This window comes from Streptomyces sp. TG1A-8 (assembly GCF_030499535.1).
GTDB lineage: Bacteria > Actinomycetota > Actinomycetes > Streptomycetales > Streptomycetaceae > Streptomyces.
Genome location: NZ_JASTLB010000001.1, coordinates 5,531,146 through 5,550,733 on the forward strand (window position 1 = coordinate 5,531,146; position 19,588 = coordinate 5,550,733).

Below are 19,588 nucleotides of genomic sequence, written 5' to 3' on the forward strand. Positions count from 1 at the left end.
CGCCGCGGGGGCGACATCCGGCCATCCGGTGTGACGATCGCCTGATCCGATCGGGGGATGCGCCCGCCGCGCTCCGCGGGGAACGCCACGGAGCCTGAACTAGGCTCTGGAAAACGCCCGTACCGGAGACCCGGCGGGCTTGCGCGTGCGGTGGGACGGGAGTGTGGCCCGTGACGGATCAGGCGGTGGACGCAGGTGGTGTGCGGTTGTCGGCGCACTCGGCCACGGGGGGCCATTTCCTGGGGCGCACACGGGAGTTGAAGGAACTGCGTGCGGACATCGAGCGCGCGGGCCTGGACACCCTCTCCGGCCGCAAGGCCCCCCGCGCGCGCGTCCTGCTCATCGCCGGCCGTCCCGGCTCCGGCCGCAGCGCCCTCGCCGCGGAACTCGTCCGCCAGGTCGCCGACCGCTACCCCGACGGAGTGCTGCGGGCCCGGCTCAGCGACCCCGACGGCACCCCGGTCCCGGTCGAACGCACCGCCCGCGAACTGCTCGCCGCGCTGGACGTGCGGGCCCCGGCGGGAGCCGCCGAGGACGACCTGACCGAGGCGCTGCGCGCCGCCCTCGCCGGGCGGCGGGCGCTGCTCCTGCTGGACGACGCCGCGGGCGCCGAACAGGTCGACGCGCTGCTCCCGGACGCCCCCGACTGCCTGGTCGTGGCCGTCTCCCGCGGTCCGCTCACCGGCATCGCCGACGTCCGCCCCTGCACCCTGGGCGGCCTGGACACCAAGTCGTCGGTGCAACTGCTCACCCGGTACGCCGGCGCGGTGCGCGTCACCGTCGACCCGCGGTCGGCCGAGAGCCTGGCCGAGGCCTGCCAGGGCCAGCCGGCCGCGCTCACCCTGGCCGGCGGCTGGCTCGCCGCCCGCCCCACGGCCGCGCTCTCCGACCTCGCCAAGCGCCTGCACGCCGACACCGGCGACGGCACCCCGCTCGCCCGCGTCTTCCGGCTCGTCCACGAGCAGTTGCCCGCCCCGGCCGCCCGGATACTGCGGCTGCTGTCGCTGGCCCCGGCCGGGCTGATCGACCCGCACACCGCCTCGGCCCTCGCCGGCTGCTCGGTCGGCGGCGTCCGCGCCACCCTGGACGAGTTCGTCACCCTCGGCCTGCTGCACGCCGTGGACTCCCCGCTGCCCGAGTACGACGTCCCCGGCTGCCTGCACCCCATGCTGCGCGCCCTCGCCGAGAGCCGGGACCGCCCGGCCGAGCTGCAGCTGGCCCGCGCCCGGATGCTGGAGCGGACCGTCCGGCTGCTGCAGGCCTGCCGGGCGATCACCGGGACGGACGACCCGCAGTCCCGGGAGAAGCTCGGCGGGCTGCCCCCCGAGCTGCGCTTCCCCACTCCCCGCGCGGCCGCCGACTGGCTGCGCGTCCGGCGGCCCGCGCTGCTGGCCGCCGCCCGTCTCGCGGTGGCCGACGGCGAGCTGGACACCCTCGCCCGGCGGTTGATGTCCCAGCTGGTCAGGGCCCTCGTGGCGCACGAGGGCACCCAGGCCGCCGCGGCCGACCTGTACGGCGTCCACGGCCTGGTCCTCGACGTCGCCGAGCGGCGCGGACTGCCCCGGGAGAAGGCCGCGGCCCTGCTGAACCTGGGCGACCTGGACGCCCGGACCGGCCGCACCCGCGACGCGCTGGCCCGCTACCGGGCCGCCCTGGACGCGGGACGCGAGGCGAACGACCCGTATGCGACCGGCCGCGCGATGGAATCCGTAGGCGGCGCCTACCAGGAACTGGCCGACCACGACCGGGCCGCGGACTGGTTCGGCCGGGCGCTGGCCGAGCGGCTGGCCCGGGGCGAGCGCGCGCAGGCCGCCCGGCTGTACGGCCGGATCGCCACCGCCCACACCTACGCGGGCCGCTACGGCGAGGCGCTCAGGAACTGGCGGGCCGCCGCGGCCGGACACCGCAAGGAGGGCGATGTGGCCGCCCACGCGCGCGCGTTGAGCGAACTGGCCCGGGTCCAGGAGTACGCGGGGCGGCCCGAGGAGGCGCTGCGCACCTGCCTGGAGGCGGTGGAGTGGGCGCGGCGCGCCGAGGACGCGCGGCTGCAGGCGGCGCTCCAGCTCCGGCTGGCCGACACCCTGGACCGGCTCGGCGACCCCGCGGCGGCCCGTCTGCACCGCTCGGCGGCCGCGCGCATGCTGGACGAGGGGCCCCCGGAAGGCGAAGCAAGCCAGGAACAATCCGCTAACGCCTGCGAAATCCGCAGTGCATCCGACGAAGATTGATGCAATGGAAGGCTAGACAGTCGGAACACCTTCATTAAACTGGCTCTGCCGCACGTTCTCCTGCGGTGTCTCCCGGTGTGCCCCGCATGCCTGGGTATGTCATGCATCACACCCCTCCATACCCTCTGAGCCAAGGACCGTGATCGACGTGAAGGTCGGCATCCCCCGCGAGGTCAAGAACAACGAGTTCCGGGTGGCCATCACCCCCGCCGGTGTGCACGAGCTGGTGCGCCACGGGCACCAGGTCGTCGTCGAGCGGGGCGCCGGCCTCGGTTCCTCGATCACGGACGCCGAGTACGTGGCCGCCGGCGCCGGGATCCTGGACACCGCCGACGAGGTCTGGGCCGCCGCCGACCTGCTGCTGAAGGTCAAGGAGCCCATCGCCGAGGAGTACCACCGCCTCCGCAAGGACCAGACCCTCTTCACCTACCTGCACCTGGCCGCCTCCCGGGAGTGCACGGACGCCCTGCTGGCGTCCGGGACCACGGCGATCGCCTACGAGACCGTCGAGCTGCCCGGCCGCGGGCTGCCGCTGCTCGCCCCCATGTCCGAGGTCGCGGGCCGCCTGGCCCCGCAGGTCGGCGCCTACCACCTGATGCGCGCGGCCGGCGGCCGCGGCGTGCTGCCCGGTGGCGTCCCGGGCGTCACCCCGGCCAAGGCCGTCGTCATCGGCGGCGGTGTCTCCGGCTGGAACGCCACCCAGATCGCCGTCGGCATGGGCTTCGACGTGACCCTGCTGGACCGCGACATCAACAAGCTGCGCGAGGCCGACAGGATCTTCGGCACCCGGGTCAAGGCGATCATGTCCAACTCCTTCGAGCTGGAGAAGGCCGTCCTCGACGCCGACCTGGTCATCGGCGCGGTCCTCATCCCGGGCGCCAAGGCCCCGAAGCTGGTCACCAACGAGCTGGTGTCGCGGATGAAGCCCGGGAGTGTCCTTGTCGACATCGCGATCGACCAGGGCGGCTGCTTCGAGGACTCCCGCCCCACCACGCACGCCGAGCCGACCTTCCGGGTCCACGACTCGGTCCTCTACTGCGTCGCCAACATGCCCGGAGCGGTGCCGAACACCTCCACCAACGCCCTCACCAACGCGACGCTGCCCTACATCGTCTCCCTCGCCGACAACGGCTGGGCGGAGGCGCTGCGCCGCGACCGCGCACTCGCCAAGGGGCTCAACACCCACGACGGCAAGGTCGTGTACAAGGAGGTCGCCGAGGCGCACGGCCTGGAGCACGTGGAGCTGGACTCCCTGCTCGGCTGAGCCGACCGGCCCGCGGAGTCGCCAAGTCGCCGTTGTGCAAAAGGCGATTCGTCAACTCGGGTCGTCAACCGCACGCGTCCGGCCGGACCTTGCCCGACAAGGTCCGGCCGGATGTGTGTATGGTCACTTTGCGGCACTCGGCCTTCTCGTCTCGAACGCGCCCCTTCAGCCGATTCGTACACCACCGAAATCCGCCGCGCGACGGCCGTACGCCCTTGACAGAGGGATGTTTCATTGCCGACACATCCTGCCGGGTCCGGCGGATTGTGTTGCTGCGGACCGCCGACACGCCATAGAGTCGCCAACCGTCGGCATGGTGCCACGCTGACCTTGTCTAGAAGTTCCCTGGTCACCAAGGAGGTAAGACGACTTGTGAATGAGTCGACATTTTCTCCCGGGGGTGGTCAACCAGGAATGCCTGTACGGGGCCAGGGCTCCGCGGGATTCGAGGCTGTCGGCTCCGTCGCTGTGCGCACCTTCGCAGCCCACCAGAGTCCGGGCTCGCAGCCGGCCCGGAGAGCACACCAGAGCATGGATGGCCATCACGTGAACGCCATGGCCGGCGACGGAAGTGGCGCGCCCCACAACCATTTCGCCGACTACGACGAACTGCCCGAGGGGCACTTCTACGACCCCGACGCCGAGTACGAGCCCGATCCCGAGTACGCGGCCACGCTCGCGCCCGACGCGGCCCGCCAGCGCCGTGAGCGCATCGGCCCGACCGGACGCCCCCTGCCGTACTTCCCGATCCCGGGCCCGCTGACCGACCACGGTCCCGCGAAGATCATCGCGATGTGCAACCAGAAGGGCGGCGTCGGCAAGACGACGTCGACCATCAACCTGGGTGCCGCGCTCGCGGAGTACGGCCGGCGCGTGCTGCTCGTGGACTTCGACCCGCAGGGCGCGCTGTCGGTGGGTCTCGGTGTCAACCCGATGGAGCTGGACCTCACGGTCTACAACCTGCTCATGGAGCGGGGCATGTCCGCGGACGAGGTCCTGCTGAAGACGGCGGTCCCCAACATGGACCTGCTGCCCAGCAACATCGACCTGTCGGCCGCCGAGGTGCAGCTGGTCTCCGAGGTCGCGCGCGAGTCGACGCTGCAGCGCGCCCTGAAGCCGCTGCTGCCCGACTACGACTACGTCGTCATCGACTGCCAGCCCTCGCTCGGCCTGCTCACGGTCAACGCACTGACGGCCGCGCACAAGGTGATCGTGCCGCTGGAGTGCGAGTTCTTCGCCCTGCGCGGCGTGGCCCTGCTGACGGAGACCATCGAGAAGGTCCAGGAGCGGCTCAACCCCGAGCTGGAACTGGACGGCATCCTCGCCACGATGTACGACTCGCGCACGGTGCACAGCCGCGAGGTGCTGGCCCGCGTGGTCGAGGCCTTCGACGACCACGTCTACCACACGGTCATCGGCCGCACGGTCCGCTTCCCGGAGACCACGGTCGCCGGTGAGCCGATCACCACCTACGCCTCCAACTCCGTCGGCGCCGCCGCCTACCGCCAGCTCGCCAGGGAGGTGCTCGCCCGGTGTCACGCCGAGTGAGTCTGCCCGGGGCCGACGAACTGTTCCGCACGACCGGGGGGATGGCGCTCCAGCCGTCCACGCCCCGGCGCGGGGCCAACGGTGAGGCCCGGGTGCCGGCTCCCGCGGGGGAGAGCGACGAGGCGGCCGCCGCCGAGGACGTGCCGCAGTCGGTGCCCGTCCAGGGCGGCGACGGAGAGGGCGCGGAGCACGTCGCGGCGGACGCCGAGCAGACCGGGGCCGGCGAGTCCCGCGCCCGCCCGGCGCGGCGGCAGACGGCACCGGACGACGCTCCCGCGGCGGCGGCGCAGCCGGGCAAGCGGGGGCGGGGGGCCACCCGGCGGCCCAGCGGGCGCGAACGCCACGACGAGAAGATCACGGTGTACGTCTCGGCCGAGGAACTGATGGACCTGGAACACGCCCGTCTGGTGCTCCGGGGCGAGCACGGACTGGCGGTGGACCGCGGGCGCATCGTCCGCGAGGCGGTGGCCGTGGTCCTGGCCGACCTGGAGTCCCGGGGCGACGCGAGCATCCTGGTACGGCGGCTGCGGGGCCGCTAGCCGGTTCCCCGGGCGGCAAGCGGTAGCCTGACGACGGCCATGACCCCGAACGACGCTCCCGCCCCCGGTCGCAGACGCGCACTGGGCCGGGGCCCCGGAGCACCTCCGCCCGAACCGCGCGCACCCCGCACCGGGGAGCACCCGCCGTCCCCCGGGCCGCTGCCCTGCGAGCCACCCCCCTGCACGGGCGAGCCGCGGCGCGGGACCGCGGGCGCTCCCCGGCCCGTGGCGGAACCGGAGCCCGAGCCGGCCCGGGCGGGGACACCGGAGCGCGGGCCGCGGCCCGCCGGTGGGCCCGGGCCGGGTGCCGGCACCGCAGCCGGGCCGGGTGCCGGCGGTGCCCCCGGGCCGGCGGCCGGGCACGTGGCCGGGGCGGGCGGCGAGGCGTTCGGCGAAGGGGTCTTCAAGGTCCGGCTCGCCAACTTCGAGGGCCCCTTCGACCTGCTCCTCCAGCTGATCTCCAAGCACAAGCTGGACGTCACCGAGGTGGCCCTGTCCAAGGTCACCGACGAGTTCATGGCGCACATCCGGGCCGCGGGGCCGGACTGGGACCTGGACCGGACGACCGAGTTCCTGGTCGTGGCCGCCACCCTGCTGGACCTGAAGGCGGCCCGGCTGCTGCCCGCCGCGCAGGTCGAGGACGAGGCCGACCTGGCCCTGCTGGAGGCCCGGGACCTGTTGTTCGCCCGCCTCCTGCAGTACCGCGCCTACAGGCGGGTCGCCGACATCTTCGCCGCGCGCCTGGACGACGAGGCCCGCCGCCGTCCCCGTACCGTGGGCCTGGAACCCGAGCACGCCGAGCTGCTGCCCGAGGTCGTCCTCGGCATCGGTCCCGAGGGCTTCGCCCGGCTCGCGGTCAGGGCGATGCGGCCCCGGGTGGAACCGCAGGTCCGCGTGGACCACATCCACGCCCCGCTGGTCAGCGTGCAGGAGCAGGCCGGGATCGTGGTCGCGCGGCTCAGGGAACTGGGCGAGGCCAGCTTCCGGGCCCTCGTCGCGGACACCGGCGACACCCTCACCGTGGTGGCCAGGTTCCTCGCCCTGCTGGAGCTGTACCGCGAGAGGGCCGTCGTCCTGGAGCAGGAGACCGCGCTCGGCGAGCTGCTCGTGCGCTGGGCCGGCGGTGACGGGGACCGGGCGCCGGCGGTCACCGACGAGTTCGACCGGCCCCCGCACGGGCCCGAGGAGGAGGGGAAGCCGTGAACGAGGAGACCGCCGGGGCCCCGGCCGGCCCGCCCGCCGTCGCCGGACCCGACCTCAAACCCGCCCTGGAGGCGGTCCTCATGGTCGTGGACGAACCCGTGACCGAGGAGCGCCTGGCCGGGGTCCTGGAGCGGCCGAGGCGGCAGGTCGCGGCCGCGCTGCGCGAGCTGGCCGACGAGTACACCGCGCAGGGCCGCGGCTTCGAGCTGCGGTTCGTCGCGGGCGGCTGGCGCTTCTACACCCGCGCCGAGTACGCCGCCGCCGTCGAGCGCCTCGTGCTGGACGGCCGGACGGCCCGCCTCACCCAGGCCGCGCTGGAGACCCTCGCGGTCGTCGCCTACCGCCAGCCGGTCAGCCGCAGCCGCGTCTCCGCCGTGCGCGGGGTCAACTGCGACGGCGTGATGCGCACCCTCCTCCAACGCGGTCTGGTCGAGGAGGCGGGCGCGGAACCCGAAACAGGTGCGATCCTGTACAGGACGACGAACCACTTCCTGGAGCGGATGGGCCTGCGCGGCCTGGACGAGCTTCCGGAACTCGCGCCCTTCCTCCCGGAGGCGGAGGCGATCGAGGCCGAGACCCAGGAGGGGGTTCTGTCGCTCGACCCGGACGCGCCCGACGCGCCCGGCGGTCAGGACGCGGACGACTAAGACGGAACTTTGATGCGAAGCAGCGGCAGCGGCAAGAGCGGCGGCGGGCGCGGTAACTACCGCGGTGCCGGCAACGACAGGGACGACAAGCAGGGGCAGGGCCGTCCCCGCAGGCCCCGCCCCGAGGAGCGCCGCTACGACGTGGGCCCCGGCGCCACCAAGGACGGCCCCAAGGCCGGGCGCGGCGGCGCGGCCCGCGGCGGCGCCAAGGGCGGCCCCAGGCGGCCCCAGCAGGACGGCCGTACGGCCCCGGCGCGCTCCCGCGAGTACGAGACGCGGGTCGAGGAGCGCAACCGGGAGCGGTACGCCGGCAAGAAGGAGGTCAAGCTCCCGAAGACCTTCCCCGGCGCCGAGCAGGAGGGCGAGCGGCTGCAGAAGGTCCTCGCGCGCGCGGGCTACGGCTCCCGGCGCGCCTGCGAGGAGCTGATCGACCAGGCCCGGGTCGAGGTCAACGGCGAGATCGTCACCGAGCAGGGCAAGCGGGTCGACCCGGAGAGGGACGAGGTCAAGGTCGACGGCCTGACGGTCGCCACGCAGTCGTACCAGTTCTTCTCGCTGAACAAGCCCGCCGGCGTGGTCTCCACGATGGAGGACCCGGAGGGCCGTCAGTGCCTCGGTGACTACGTCACCAACCGCGAGACGCGCCTGTTCCACGTGGGCCGGCTCGACACGGAGACCGAGGGCGTCATCCTGCTCACCAACCACGGCGAGCTGGCGCACCGCCTCACCCACCCCAAGTACGGCGTGAAGAAGACCTACCTCGCGCACATCGTCGGCCCGATCCCGCGCGACCTCGGCAAGCGGCTGAAGGACGGCATCCAGCTGGAGGACGGCTACGCGCGCGCGGACCACTTCCGGGTGGTGGAGCAGACCGGCAAGAACTACCTGGTCGAGGTGACCCTGCACGAGGGCCGCAAGCACATCGTGCGGCGCATGCTGGCCGAGGCGGGCTTCCCGGTCGACAAGCTGGTGCGCACCGCGTTCGGTCCGATCACCCTGGGCGACCAGAAGTCGGGCTGGCTGCGCCGCCTGTCCAACACCGAGGTCGGGATGCTCATGCAGGAGGTCGACCTCTAGCGGGCGCCCGCACGTCCGCGACGGCCGGTCCCGGGTTCCCGGGGCCGGCCGTCGCCGTGTGCCGGACGGGGCCGCCGGGGGTTGCGGACGGCACCCGATACCATTTAAAGTCAATCTGACTATTAATGGGAGCGGTGATTCGGGGGTGCCGGACGTGGAGGGCTACGACAAGTACGCCTACGAACCGTTCGCCGTGACCGTCGACCTCGCCGTCCTCACCGTCCGCGACGCCGCCCTGCACGTCCTGCTGGTCGAGCGCGCGCAGGAGCCGTACGCCGGGCACTGGGCGCTGCCCGGCGGCTTCCTGCTGCCCCACGAGTCCGCGGAAACGGCCGCCCGGCGCGAACTGGCCGAGGAGACCGGCCTGGCCGGCGTCCGCCGCCTGCGCCTGGAGCAGTTGCGCACCTACAGCGAGCCGGACCGCGACCCCCGCATGCGGGTCGTGTCCGTCGCGTTCACCGCGCTGCTGCCCGCGCCCCCCGAACCGCGCGGCGGCGGCGACGCGGCCCGGGCGCGCTGGCAGCCGTACGACTCGGCGGGACCGCTCGCCTTCGACCACGACCGGATCCTGGCCGACGCCCGCGAGCGGATCGGCGCCCGGCTGGAGAACAGCCCCGCCGCCACCGCCTTCTGCCCGCCCGAGTTCACCCTCGGCGAGCTGCAGCAGGTCTACGAGACCGTGTGGGGCACGGCCCTGGACCGGCCCAACTTCCGCCGCAAGGTGCTCGCCGCGCCCGGCTTCGTCGAACCCGTCCGCGGCGCCGCCCGGCTGACCGGCGGCCGGGGCAAGCCGGCCGCGCTCTACCGCGCGGGCACCGCCACCGCCCTGCACCCGCCCCTGCTCCGACCGTCCCGGGAAGGACGCCCCGCATGACCACGACCCGGGCGGGCGCGCGCGCCGCCACCGGCTCCCTGCTCGGCCTCGCCCTCGGCGACGCCCTCGGCTTCCCGACCGAGTTCGACGACGTGCCCTCGATCCTCGCCCGGTACGGACCCTGGCGCGAGAGGGAACTGCCCGGGCGCGCCCTCGTCTCCGACGACACGCAGATGACCCTCGCCCTCGGACGGGCGCTCAGGACGGCCATGGAACCCGGCCCCGGCACCCTCGCGCCCGAGCGGCTGGAGCGGCCCCTGCGCGAGGAGTTCGTGAGCTGGTACCGGTCACCGGAGAACGACCGCGCCCCCGGACGCACCTGCCTGACCGCGTGCGCCCTCCTCCAGGACGAGGAGCGGCCCTGGCAGCAGGCCGGCCAGGTCGGCTCCAAGGGCTGCGGCGCCAACATGCGCGTGGCCCCGATCGGGCTCGCACCCGGCCTGAGCGACGAACAGCGCGCCGGCGCCGCCCAGTTGCAGTCCGCGCTCACCCACGCGCACCCCACCGCACTGGCCGCCTCCGACCTCACCGCGCGCGCCGTCCACCTGCTCGCCCGGGGCGCCGCCCCGGACGGCCTCGTCGCACAGCTGCGCTCCTACGCCCACGACCACCGCACCCACTACCACCACGACTGGCTCGGCGACCTGTGGACCCGTGCCCAGGACCCCGGTCCCGAGCACTACATCGCACGCGGCTGGGACGAGTGCCTGCGGATCCTGGACCGCCTCCAGGAGGCCCTGCGCACGGTCTCCCCGGAGACCGACCCGTGCCTGGCCACCGGCGAGGGCTGGATCGCCGAGGAAGCCTTCGCCACCGGCCTGCTGTGCTTCCTGCTCTTCCCCGACGCACCCGTCACCGCCCTGCGCCGGGCCGCCTGCTCGCGCGGCGACTCCGACTCGATCGCCTGCCTCACCGGCGCCTTCGCGGGCGCCCGGCTGGGTGCGGACGCCTGGCCGGCGAACTGGACCGACCGCATCGAGCACCGCGCCGAGCTGCTGGAACTCGGCGCGCCCTGGGACGCCTGAGCGGACCGTCTCAGCGGGCGGGCGGGGCACGTCCCGGCCGCGCGGCCCGACTAGGCTGTACGGGCCAGAGCCGAAGCACGTCAGCGAGGAGCAGCACCGTGGCGGTACGAGCGGTCCGGGGGGCCGTCCGGCTCGGACGGGACGAGGCCGGGCACCAGGACGAGCAGGTGGGCGCACCGCACGGGGACGCCGCCCGGTGAGGACCGCACTCGTCATCGGCACCGGCCTCATCGGCACCTCCGCCGCGCTCGCCCTGACCGGGCGGGGCGTCACCGTCCACCTCGCCGACCACGACCCCGGGCAGGCGCGCACGGCCGCCGCGCTCGGCGCCGGCACCCACGAGACGCCCGGGGAGCCGGTGGACCTGGCGATCGTCGCCGCCCCGCCCGCCCACGTGGCCGGCGTCCTCGCGGACGCCATGTCCCGCGGCCTGGCGCGCGGCTACGCCGACGTGGCCAGCGTCAAGGGCGGCCCGCGCCGCGAGCTGGAGGCCCTCGGCCTCGACCTGTCCGCCTACATCGGCACCCACCCCATGTCCGGCCGCGAGAAGTCCGGTCCGCTCGCCGCCAGCGGCGACCTCTTCGAGGGCCGTCCCTGGGTGCTCACCCCCACCCGGGACACCGACACCGAGGTGCTGAACCTCGCTCTGGAGCTGGTCTCGCACTGCCGCGCCGTGCCGGTCGTCATGGACGCCGACGCCCACGACCGCGCCGTGGCCCTCGTCTCCCACATGCCCCACCTGGTCTCCAGCATGGTCGCCGCCCGCCTGGAGCACGCCGAGGAGGCGGCCGTGCGGCTGTGCGGGCAGGGCATCCGGGACGTCACCCGGATCGCCGCCTCCGACCCCCGGATGTGGATCGACATCCTCTCCGCCAACCCCGGCCCGGTCGCCGACCTCCTCGCGGACCTCTCCGCCGACCTCGACGGGACCGTCCGCGCCCTGCGCGCCCTGCAGTCCCGCGACGAGGACGAGCGGCGCGAGGGCAGCACGGGCATCGAGGAGGTGCTGCGGCGCGGGAACGCCGGCCAGGTGCGGGTGCCCGGCAAGCACGGGTCCGCGCCGCGGGCCTACGAGGTCGTGGCGGTGCTGATCAGCGACCAGCCGGGACAGCTGGCCCGGATCTTCGCCGACGCGGGACGGGCCGGGGTCAACGTCGAGGACGTGCGCATCGAGCACGCGACGGGGCAGCAGGCCGGCCTCGTGCAGCTGATGGTGGAGCCGAAGGCGGTGCCGGTGCTGAGCGCCGCGCTGACCGAGCGGGGCTGGTCCCTGCGGCAGTAGGCGGCCGGTGCCGCGGGCGGCCGTCCGTTCGGGTCACCCGCACACAGTAATCTGGTGCGGGGGCCCTCGCTCCTGCCCCCCGCTCACCGCACCGCACCAGGAAGGTGTCCCTCCGTGGAAAACGGCGCCGCCCCGACCGCCAAGCCCGTGATCGTCGCGATCGACGGCCCCTCCGGCACGGGCAAGTCGAGCACGTCGAAGGCCGTGGCCGCACAGCTCGGTCTGAGCTACCTGGACACCGGCGCCCAGTACCGGGCGATCACCTGGTGGATGGTGACCAACGGCATCGACCTGAGCGACCCGACCGCCGTCGCGGCCGTCGCCGGCAAGCCGGAGATCGTCTCCGGCACCGACCCGGCCGCCCCCACCATCACGGTCGACGGCGTCGACGTGGCCGGCCCGATCCGCACCCAGGAGGTCACCTCCAGGGTCAGCGCCGTCAGCGCGGTGCCCGAGGTGCGCGCCCGCATCACCGAACTGCAGCGCTCCCTGGCCGCCGGCGCCGAGCGGGGCATCGTGGTCGAGGGCCGGGACATCGGGACGACCGTGCTGCCGGACGCCGACCTGAAGATCTTCCTCACCGCCTCCGCGGAGGCCCGCGCGGCCCGCCGCAGCGGTGAGCTGCAGGGTGCCGACGTCGCCGCCACCCGCGAGGCGCTGATCAAGCGGGACGCGGCCGACTCCAGCCGCAGCGCCTCGCCGCTGGCCAAGGCCGACGACGCGGTCGAGGTGGACACCACCGCCCTCACCCTCGCCCAGGTCGTCGAGTGCGTCGTCACCCTGGTCGAGGGGAAGCGGGCCGCGCGGTGAGGGTCGCGTCCGAGCGGGGCGCCGAGGTCGGGCGGCGCATCGGCGTCGGCCTGATGTACGGACTGTGGCGACCGCGGGTGCTGGGCGCCTGGAAGGTGCCCGCGACCGGCCCGGTCATCCTCGCCGTCAACCACGCGCACAACATCGACGGCCCGATGGTCATGGGCGTGGCGCCCCGGCCGACGCACTTCCTCATCAAGAAGGAGGCGTTCGTCGGCCCGCTGGACCCGTTCCTCACCGGGATCGGCCAGTTGAAGGTGGACCGCGCCCGCGCCGACCGCACGGCCATCACCCAGGCGCTCGGCGTCCTGGCGGACGGGGGAGTGCTGGGCATCTTCCCGGAGGGCACCCGGGGCGAGGGCGACTTCGCCTCGCTGCGCGCCGGGCTCGCCTACTTCGCGGTCCGCAGCGGGGCGCCGATCGTGCCCGTGGCCGTGCTGGGAAGCTCCGACCGCCCGGGACGGTTGATAAAGGCGCTGCCCCCGCTGCGCTCCCGCGTCGACGTCGTCTTCGGCGACCCGTTCGGGGCGGGCGACGGCAGCGGGCGGCGTACGCGCGGCGCGCTGGACGAGGCGACCGGGCGCATCCAGGAGCGGCTCACGGTCCACCTGGAAAACGCCAGGCGCCTGACCGGGCGCCGGGCGACACTTGAGTAGTGGAACGGCCCCGCCGGGGCCTTCCACCGATCACCACGATGAACGACGAGGTACGGACTTCATGAACGACCAGATCCAGCCCGACGGCTCGGCCGAGCACGAGTACGAGCACGGGGCACTCGGCGATGCCGAGTACGCGGAGTTCATGGAGCTCGCCGCGGAAGAGGGCTTCGACCCGGCGGACGTCGAGGGCGCCATCGAGGCGGCCGGCCACGGTCCGCTGCCCGTGCTCGCCGTCGTCGGCCGCCCCAACGTCGGCAAGTCGACCCTGGTGAACCGGATCATCGGCCGCCGTGAGGCGGTCGTCGAGGACCGGCCGGGCGTCACCCGCGACCGCGTCACCTACGAGGCCGAGTGGGCGGGCCGCCGCTTCAAGGTGGTCGACACCGGCGGCTGGGAGCAGGACGTCCTCGGCATCGACGCCTCCGTGGCCGCCCAGGCCGAGTACGCGATCGAGGCGGCCGACGCGGTCGTCTTCGTCGTCGACGCCAAGGTCGGCGCGACCGACACCGACGAGGCGGTCGTACGGCTGCTGCGCAAGGCCGGCAAGCCGGTCGTGCTGTGCGCCAACAAGGTCGACGGCCCGAGCGGCGAGGCCGACGCGGCCTACCTGTGGAACCTCGGCCTGGGCGAGCCGCACCCCGTCTCGGCGCTGCACGGCCGCGGCACCGGCGACATGCTGGACGCCGTCCTGGAGGCGCTGCCCGAGGCGCCCGAGCAGAGCTTCGGCACCGCTCCCGGCGGCCCCCGCCGCATCGCCCTGATCGGCCGCCCCAACGTCGGCAAGTCCTCGCTGCTGAACAAGGTGGCCGGCGAGGAGCGCGTCGTCGTCAACGAACTGGCCGGCACCACCCGCGACCCGGTGGACGAGATCATCGAACTGGGCGGCAGGACCTGGAAGTTCGTGGACACCGCCGGCATCCGCAAGCGCGTCCACCTCCAGCAGGGCGCCGACTACTACGCCTCCCTGCGCACCGCCGCGGCCGTGGAGAAGGCCGAGGTGGCGGTCGTCCTGATCGACGCCGCCGACACCATCTCCGTACAGGACCAGCGGATCGTCACCATGGCCGTCGACGCGGGACGTGCCCTGGTCATCGCCTACAACAAGTGGGACACCCTGGACGAGGAGCGCCGCTACTACCTGGAGCGGGAGATCGAGACCGAGCTGGGCCAGGTCGCCTGGGCACCCCGCGTCAACGTCTCGGCGCGCACCGGCCGGCACATGGAGAAGCTGGTCCCGGCGATCGAGACCGCGCTCGCGGGCTGGGAGACCCGGGTTCCGACGGGCCGGCTGAACGCCTTCCTCGGCGAGCTGGTCGCGGCCCACCCGCACCCGGTCCGGGGCGGCAAGCAGCCGCGCATCCTGTTCGGCACCCAGGCCGGCACCAGGCCCCCGCGGTTCGTGCTGTTCGCCTCCGGCTTCATCGAGGCGGGCTACCGGCGCTTCATCGAGCGCCGCCTGCGCGAGGAGTTCGGCTTCGAGGGCACGCCGATCCACATCTCGGTGCGGGTGCGCGAGAAGCGCGGCGCGAAGAAGAAGTAGAAGGGGCGGCGCGCACACGGAGAAGGGGCGGCCCCGGTGAGGGGGCCGCCCCTTCTCCGTGTGCGCGCCGTCCGTCACACGCCTCGGCGCGGACCGGGCGGCAGTGCCGCCGGAACGTGGTGCATCCCGGTGTCCTGCTGCCGCCCGAGCGCACCGACCCGCTGCCACTGCGGCGGCTGCTGCTGCTGACCGCCGCCGTGGCGGGCGCTCTGGGCCCCGGCGCTGTAGGCGCCGTAGACGTTCGCGCGGTAGGAGCCGGTGCCGTGCGGGGCGTGCCCGAAGGTGTTGAACCCCAGCTCCTCCTCACCGCTGCGGTCGCCCGGCAGCGTGCGGAAGGTCTTGACCCACTCCGCGTAGAGCCGGTCGTAGATCGGCGTGGCCGAGGGGCCGCCCGGAGCCTCCTGCGCCGACCGGGCGGGGGGAACGGAGGAGAAGGCGGGCCGGTGCGGAGGAGTGTCGTATGCGTGCACGTATGTCCAAACGACCGGGTCCGCAAAGGGATGCGGTCCGGGCGGCGGGGCTCGCGGCCGGGCGCCGTCAGGTGCCCGCGAGGGGCAGCGCCGCCGCCACCAGCTGGCCGTTCGCCGCCGCCCTGTCGAGGGAGGCGCGCAGCAGGTCCTCCCGCGGCTGCCGTCCGATGGACCCCACCGGCGCCGCGAACATCAGCACCTGCTGACGCTTGTTGGCGGCCGCCCGCCAGTCGTTCGTGGCCTGCAGCGGCTGGTGGGCCTGCCACCAGGCGACCGGCCGGCCGCCGTGCACGTCGGGCTGGAGCACCGCGTGCAGCTGACCCGCGGCCAGCAGCACCGACCAGCCGTGCAGGACCGGCGGAACGGACGTCAGCCCGGTCACCGGCATGAAGCCCTGCTCGATGAGCAGGGGCAGGAAGTCGTCGCCGGCCCCGAAGGATCCCGGGCGGGCGATGGGGGCGGTCGGCTCGACCACGAGCGCGGGGTGCAGTTCGCCCTCGATCAGGACGAGCCCGCTGGTCACGCCGAGCACGGCCTGCTCGGGGACGGTCCGGGGCGGCTCGGCGGCGTCGCCGATGGAGCGGACGGCGCCCTGCAACTGCTCCTCGGTGACCTGGACGACCTGCGAGGGCAGGCAGCCGGCGTGGGCGAAGGCGAGGACGGCGGTCTCGTCGCCGACGAACAGAACGGTGCTGGTGCGCTCCTGCTCGGAGTCGCCCGGGGTGCGGCAGGACGTGCAGTCGTAACCGCCCGGGGCGTTCTCTCCGGCGAGCAGCCGGTCGGCTTCTTCGTCGCCGATCTCGGCGCGTACGGCGTCGCTGACGTCGAGCATGCGCGGCACGGTGGCTCCCTCGGGATGCGGTGCTGGGCCGGCCGGGTGGCTACCGGCCGCTGAGCGCCAGGGGGTTCGGGCTCATGAAGGAGACAACGGGCGTCCTGTGGTGGGGGTCACGCCCCGGCACGAACGGAATCGAACCACCCGGCGCGCAGGGTCACCCCCGCCCCGGAATCGGCCACGCACCGTCAACTCCGCGCGTACCGCGGGGGTCTGAACGGGTGAAGTGGCTCACACGCCGTCGCGACGTGTGATCGAAAAATCATGAAATCAGGGTATAAAGGTGCTGGCCGGAAATCGACGATACCGGCAGTAACACGCAACTGGCCTGGAATGACGAGGAGTTGGTTGATATCGGCGGCTCGGGCTCCCTAGATTCCTCCGCCGTGTGCAACGAGCACCGCTCGGGCACGTCCGCCGGCCGGCACCGGGCAGAGCGCCAGTGCCGAACCGGCTGCGGCGGACGGGGCGGGCGCGCCGAACCGCGGTCCTGACCGGCAAGGTGCGATCCGTCCGGGGGAGCCCGGGTTCGTGGAGAGGGAACTACATGTCCGAGTGTGCCGATACCACCAACACCGCCCGTCACGACAGCGCCCGCAGGGGCCGCACGACGGCCGCGCTGGCCGGAGCCGCACTGCTGGCCCCGCTGGGGCTGCTGGCCGCGACCGGCAGCGCCGCCGCGGCGGACGACGGGGTGTGGGACCGCATCGCCCGGTGCGAGAGCGGCGGCAACTGGCACATCAACACCGGCAACGGGTACTACGGCGGACTCCAGTTCTCCGCCTCCACCTGGCGCGCGTACGGCGGCGGCGCCTACGCCCCGACGGCCGACCAGGCCTCCAGGAGTGCCCAGATCGCCGTCGCCACCAGGGTCCAGCGGGCCCAGGGCTGGGGTGCCTGGCCGGTCTGCTCGGCCCGCGCCGGGGCCTTCGGCACGGCACCGGCCGTGTCCTCCGGCGCGACCGCCTCCAGCAGTGCGCAGGCCACCCGGAAGGACGTGCCGGCGAAGAAGCCGCAGCGCACCCACCACGGTGCCGGCCGGGGCGGCTACACCGTCCGCGAGGGCGACACCCTGAGCCTCATCGCCGCCCGGCACGGCACCACCTGGCAGCGGATCTACGCCGCCAACAAGTCGGTCATCGGCGACGACCCGGACCTGATCACGCCCGGCCGGCGCCTCGTGCTCTGACGGGAGCCCGGCGCCGGGCACCCGGCGGGGGACGGTCGGTCGCCGCTGCGGTGCCCCTTCGGCTCGGGCTGCGGCGCCTGTGCCGCGTACTCCGGGTGGTGCAGGTCGAACGCGGGGGACTCGGAGCGGATGCGCGCCAGGGTGACGAAGTTGTGCCGGGGCCGCCGGCCGTGAGCAGCGAGCCCGGCACGATCGGGCCGCCGAACAGGAACAGCCAGGACGAGACGGCGTGTTCAACCGCGGGAACGCCACGTCCGGCGCGCCGATCCGCAGCGGCATCAGCTCGTTGGCGAAGCCCGGTGCCGGGAACAGCGGCATGATCGTGCCGTGCAGCGTGAACGGCTGGTCGTACTGCTCGCCGTTCGTGATCTGCGGGCCCGGCCGGGCGAGCTCGGCGCGCATCGTCAGCGCCGTCACGCCGGCGGCCGGGAAGAGCACGAAGGACGTGATCAGGCGGAGGTGGCCGGTCCCCTTGCGGTCCGTGGTGATGGGCCACTCCACCACCAGGCGGCCGGGCCGCCGCCCGCCGCGCACCGGTTCCGCCGCCCCCACGGTCCCGGTCCCCAACGCCCGCCCCTTCGTTCCTCGCGCCCGGGTCCGCCACGGCACGCGTACCCGCGGGCCGGTCCCGTGGTGCTCGCGCGGGCGCGGTCCGGCAGCGGTGCACGGCGGTCGTGTGCGGAATCCGTGAATTTCTCATGCGGCACCGGCCGCCACCGCGCCGACCGGATTCCGCGGGGAATCGCGCCCGGACCCGCGCCGGTCCCCACGGCGGCACTTTCCACCGGACAATAAGAGGGGGCGGCCCGACACGCGGAAATCCTGTTCACTTACCCCCGGAAGCGGTACGGAAACCCCCGTACGTGTGACGGAGTTCGCGGAAACGGATACCGGGAACCTGTGACAGAAGTGTGACAGGGCGGGGACGCGGAAGGCCGGCTCCGGCCCGGCCGCGGCTTCCGCCGCCGCCGGATGCCGCCTAGCGTGGCCGCATGGCACCGATTCCCACTCCGCCAGCGGAGCCCCAGGACAGCCCCGACGGATACGTCGGCCTCGACGCCGCGCACGCCGAGCGGCTCGCCCGGGAGCGGGGGTGGCCGACGGTGCGATCGCTGCCGCCGGGCGCGATCATCACCATGGAGTACCGGGCGGGCCGGCTGAACTTCGAGGTGCGCGACGGCCGGGTGGCCCGTGCCTGGAAGGGTTAACGCCCCCGGCGGTGCGGGCCGGACGGGCCCGCACCGCCGGGTGGGAACCGTCACGGCGAAGGCCCCGTCCCTCCGACGGGGGACGGGGCCTTCGCCGCCGCGGCGACGGGGCTTGGTCGTGCGCACCGGGTCCCGCCGCCGCGGTGCCGTCAGCCGCCCGTCAGGGGGCGGGCCGACGGAGAGGTGCCGCGCGGCAGGCGGTCGGCGTGCGGCGGGCGGCGGCTGCCCGCCGGGGTGACCGGGGTGCGCTCCGAACGGGTCGTGTGCGGCCCCGGGGCCAGGTGCGCCGGGGCCAGGTGCGCCGGGGCCCGGGGAGCGCGGCCCGACGACACCGGCTCGCGTGCCGGCGGGGACTGCTCGGCCGGCGCGCTGCGCGGCTTGACCACCACCGGGGTGACCGGCATGGCCGGAACCGGTGCCGTGCGTCCGCGGCGGGCGCGCCAGCGGTCACGCAGGTCGAACAGGGTGGTCTCGGCCCTGGTGATGAGCGGCTCGAACCACGGCAGGGCGAGCAGGATCAGCAGACCCGCGGCCCAGCCCAGCAGTACGTCGCTCAGCCAGTGCGTACCGAGGTAGACGGTGGTGAGGCCGACGCCGAGCGAGGTGACCGCCGACAGGGCGGACAGCCAGCGCCGCGCCCGCGGGCTGGAGGCCAGGTAGGCCAGGATTCCCCAGGTCACGACCGCGTTGGCGGTGTGGCCGCTGGGAAATATGTCGCCGCCCAGGCCCATCTCGTTGGAGCCGATCACGGTCGCGTAGTGCGGACCGAGCCGCCCCATGCCGATCTTGGCGGCGCCGACCGTGATGTTCAGCAGCAGCAGGGAGGCGGCCAGCGTCAGCAGCGGGCGGAGGGTGTGCTGGCGCCAGGAGCGCCAGCCGAGCCAGGCCGCGACCATCACGGCGGTGGGGCCGCGCTGGCCGAGCACCACGTAGTAGTCGAGGAAGGCGTGGATCTCGGGCCACTGCTGGTACGGCCGGAAGAACATGACCTGCCAGTCGAGCCGGACCAGCCACGAGGTGATCACCACGGCCCACACGATCGCCAGGTAAAAGGCGAGGGTCGCGGTGAACAGCACGACCCGGTGCCGGCTCATCCTGGGCACATCGATGTGAGCCGGTCGTTCCGGCTCACGGTCCAGTCTGGCGAACACCCGGTCCAGACGCCGGGTGAGGTTTCGTTCGGTACGCAC

The 19,588-nt window shown here is 74.1% G+C and carries 18 protein-coding genes and 1 pseudogene; 15 read left to right on the plus strand and 4 right to left on the minus strand.

What is annotated here, in order from left to right:
- Positions 1-170 precede the first annotated feature (170 nt).
- The 13 genes from QQY24_RS24295 (at position 171) to der (ending at position 14,696) form a co-directional block, all read left to right on the plus strand.
- Positions 171-2,228 carry a tetratricopeptide repeat protein gene (locus QQY24_RS24295; RefSeq protein ID WP_301974837.1) on the plus strand — a complete coding sequence of 686 codons (2,058 nt, stop codon included), beginning with the start codon at positions 171-173 and terminating at the stop codon, positions 2,226-2,228.
- 139 nt (positions 2,229-2,367) lie between these two features.
- Positions 2,368-3,492 carry an alanine dehydrogenase gene (gene ald, locus QQY24_RS24300; protein WP_301974839.1) on the plus strand — a complete coding sequence of 375 codons (1,125 nt, stop codon included), beginning with the start codon at positions 2,368-2,370 and terminating at the stop codon, positions 3,490-3,492.
- 414 nt (positions 3,493-3,906) lie between these two features.
- Entirely contained in the window at positions 3,907-5,040 is a 1,134-nt protein-coding gene (locus tag QQY24_RS24305) for a ParA family protein (protein WP_301974840.1), read from the plus strand.
- Positions 5,025-5,579: a hypothetical protein gene (locus QQY24_RS24310; protein WP_301974841.1), complete on the plus strand. Its 555-nt coding sequence runs from the start codon at positions 5,025-5,027 to the stop codon at positions 5,577-5,579. The genes QQY24_RS24305 and QQY24_RS24310 overlap by 16 nt, the downstream gene beginning before the upstream one ends.
- 39 nt (positions 5,580-5,618) lie before the next feature.
- Positions 5,619-6,782 (plus strand): ScpA family protein, encoded by a 1,164-nt coding sequence (locus tag QQY24_RS24315; RefSeq protein ID WP_301974842.1) that lies wholly within the window; start codon positions 5,619-5,621, stop codon positions 6,780-6,782.
- The gene (gene scpB / locus QQY24_RS24320) at positions 6,779-7,429 is read left to right on the plus strand and encodes an SMC-Scp complex subunit ScpB (protein WP_301974844.1); all 651 of its coding nucleotides are present in this window, start codon (positions 6,779-6,781) and stop codon (positions 7,427-7,429) included. The genes QQY24_RS24315 and scpB overlap by 4 nt, the downstream gene beginning before the upstream one ends.
- A gap of 12 nt (positions 7,430-7,441) precedes the next feature.
- Positions 7,442-8,506 (plus strand): pseudouridine synthase, encoded by a 1,065-nt coding sequence (locus QQY24_RS24325; protein WP_301974845.1) that lies wholly within the window; start codon positions 7,442-7,444, stop codon positions 8,504-8,506.
- 154 nt (positions 8,507-8,660) lie between these two features.
- Complete coding sequence (locus QQY24_RS24330) at positions 8,661-9,380, plus strand: NUDIX domain-containing protein (protein WP_301976346.1); 720 nt, start codon at positions 8,661-8,663, stop codon at positions 9,378-9,380.
- Entirely contained in the window at positions 9,377-10,405 is a 1,029-nt protein-coding gene (locus QQY24_RS24335; protein ID WP_301974846.1) for an ADP-ribosylglycohydrolase family protein, read from the plus strand. Before QQY24_RS24330 ends, QQY24_RS24335 begins: the two co-directional genes overlap by 4 nt.
- A 196-nt stretch (positions 10,406-10,601) precedes the next feature.
- Positions 10,602-11,687, plus strand: a complete 1,086-nt coding sequence (locus tag QQY24_RS24340; protein WP_301974847.1) for a prephenate dehydrogenase — start codon at positions 10,602-10,604, stop codon at positions 11,685-11,687.
- A gap of 114 nt (positions 11,688-11,801) precedes the next feature.
- A complete protein-coding gene (gene cmk, locus QQY24_RS24345) occupies positions 11,802-12,497 on the plus strand; it encodes a (d)CMP kinase (RefSeq protein WP_301974848.1) in 696 nt (231 codons plus the stop codon).
- Positions 12,498-12,550: 53 nt separating this feature from the next.
- Entirely contained in the window at positions 12,551-13,153 is a 603-nt protein-coding gene (locus tag QQY24_RS24350) for a 1-acyl-sn-glycerol-3-phosphate acyltransferase (RefSeq protein ID WP_301976347.1), read from the plus strand.
- 61 nt (positions 13,154-13,214) lie between these two features.
- A complete protein-coding gene (gene der / locus QQY24_RS24355; protein WP_301974849.1) occupies positions 13,215-14,696 on the plus strand; it encodes a ribosome biogenesis GTPase Der in 1,482 nt (493 codons plus the stop codon).
- A 74-nt stretch (positions 14,697-14,770) separates the two neighbouring features.
- Here the strand turns inward: der and QQY24_RS24360 are convergent, their stop codons facing one another.
- Entirely contained in the window at positions 14,771-15,166 is a 396-nt protein-coding gene (locus QQY24_RS24360; protein WP_301974850.1) for a hypothetical protein, read from the minus strand.
- A 67-nt stretch (positions 15,167-15,233) separates the two neighbouring features.
- Complete coding sequence (locus QQY24_RS24365; RefSeq protein WP_301974852.1) at positions 15,234-16,007, minus strand: hypothetical protein; 774 nt, start codon at positions 16,005-16,007, stop codon at positions 15,234-15,236.
- 541 nt (positions 16,008-16,548) lie between these two features.
- Here QQY24_RS24365 and QQY24_RS24370 point away from each other — a divergent pair.
- Positions 16,549-17,190, plus strand: a complete 642-nt coding sequence (locus tag QQY24_RS24370) for a transglycosylase family protein (RefSeq protein ID WP_301974853.1) — start codon at positions 16,549-16,551, stop codon at positions 17,188-17,190.
- Positions 17,191-17,362: 172 nt separating this feature from the next.
- Here the strand turns inward: QQY24_RS24370 and QQY24_RS24375 are convergent.
- A pseudogene (locus tag QQY24_RS24375) lies at positions 17,363-17,757 on the minus strand (cbb3-type cytochrome c oxidase subunit I); the annotation flags it as partial.
- A gap of 425 nt (positions 17,758-18,182) precedes the next feature.
- Between QQY24_RS24375 and QQY24_RS24380 the strand changes: the two are divergent.
- Positions 18,183-18,398, plus strand: a complete 216-nt coding sequence (locus QQY24_RS24380) for an I78 family peptidase inhibitor (protein ID WP_301974854.1) — start codon at positions 18,183-18,185, stop codon at positions 18,396-18,398.
- A gap of 149 nt (positions 18,399-18,547) precedes the next feature.
- Here QQY24_RS24380 and QQY24_RS24385 read toward each other — a convergent pair whose 3' ends face one another.
- The gene (locus QQY24_RS24385) at positions 18,548-19,588 is read right to left on the minus strand and encodes a phosphatase PAP2 family protein (protein ID WP_301974855.1); all 1,041 of its coding nucleotides are present in this window, start codon (positions 19,586-19,588) and stop codon (positions 18,548-18,550) included.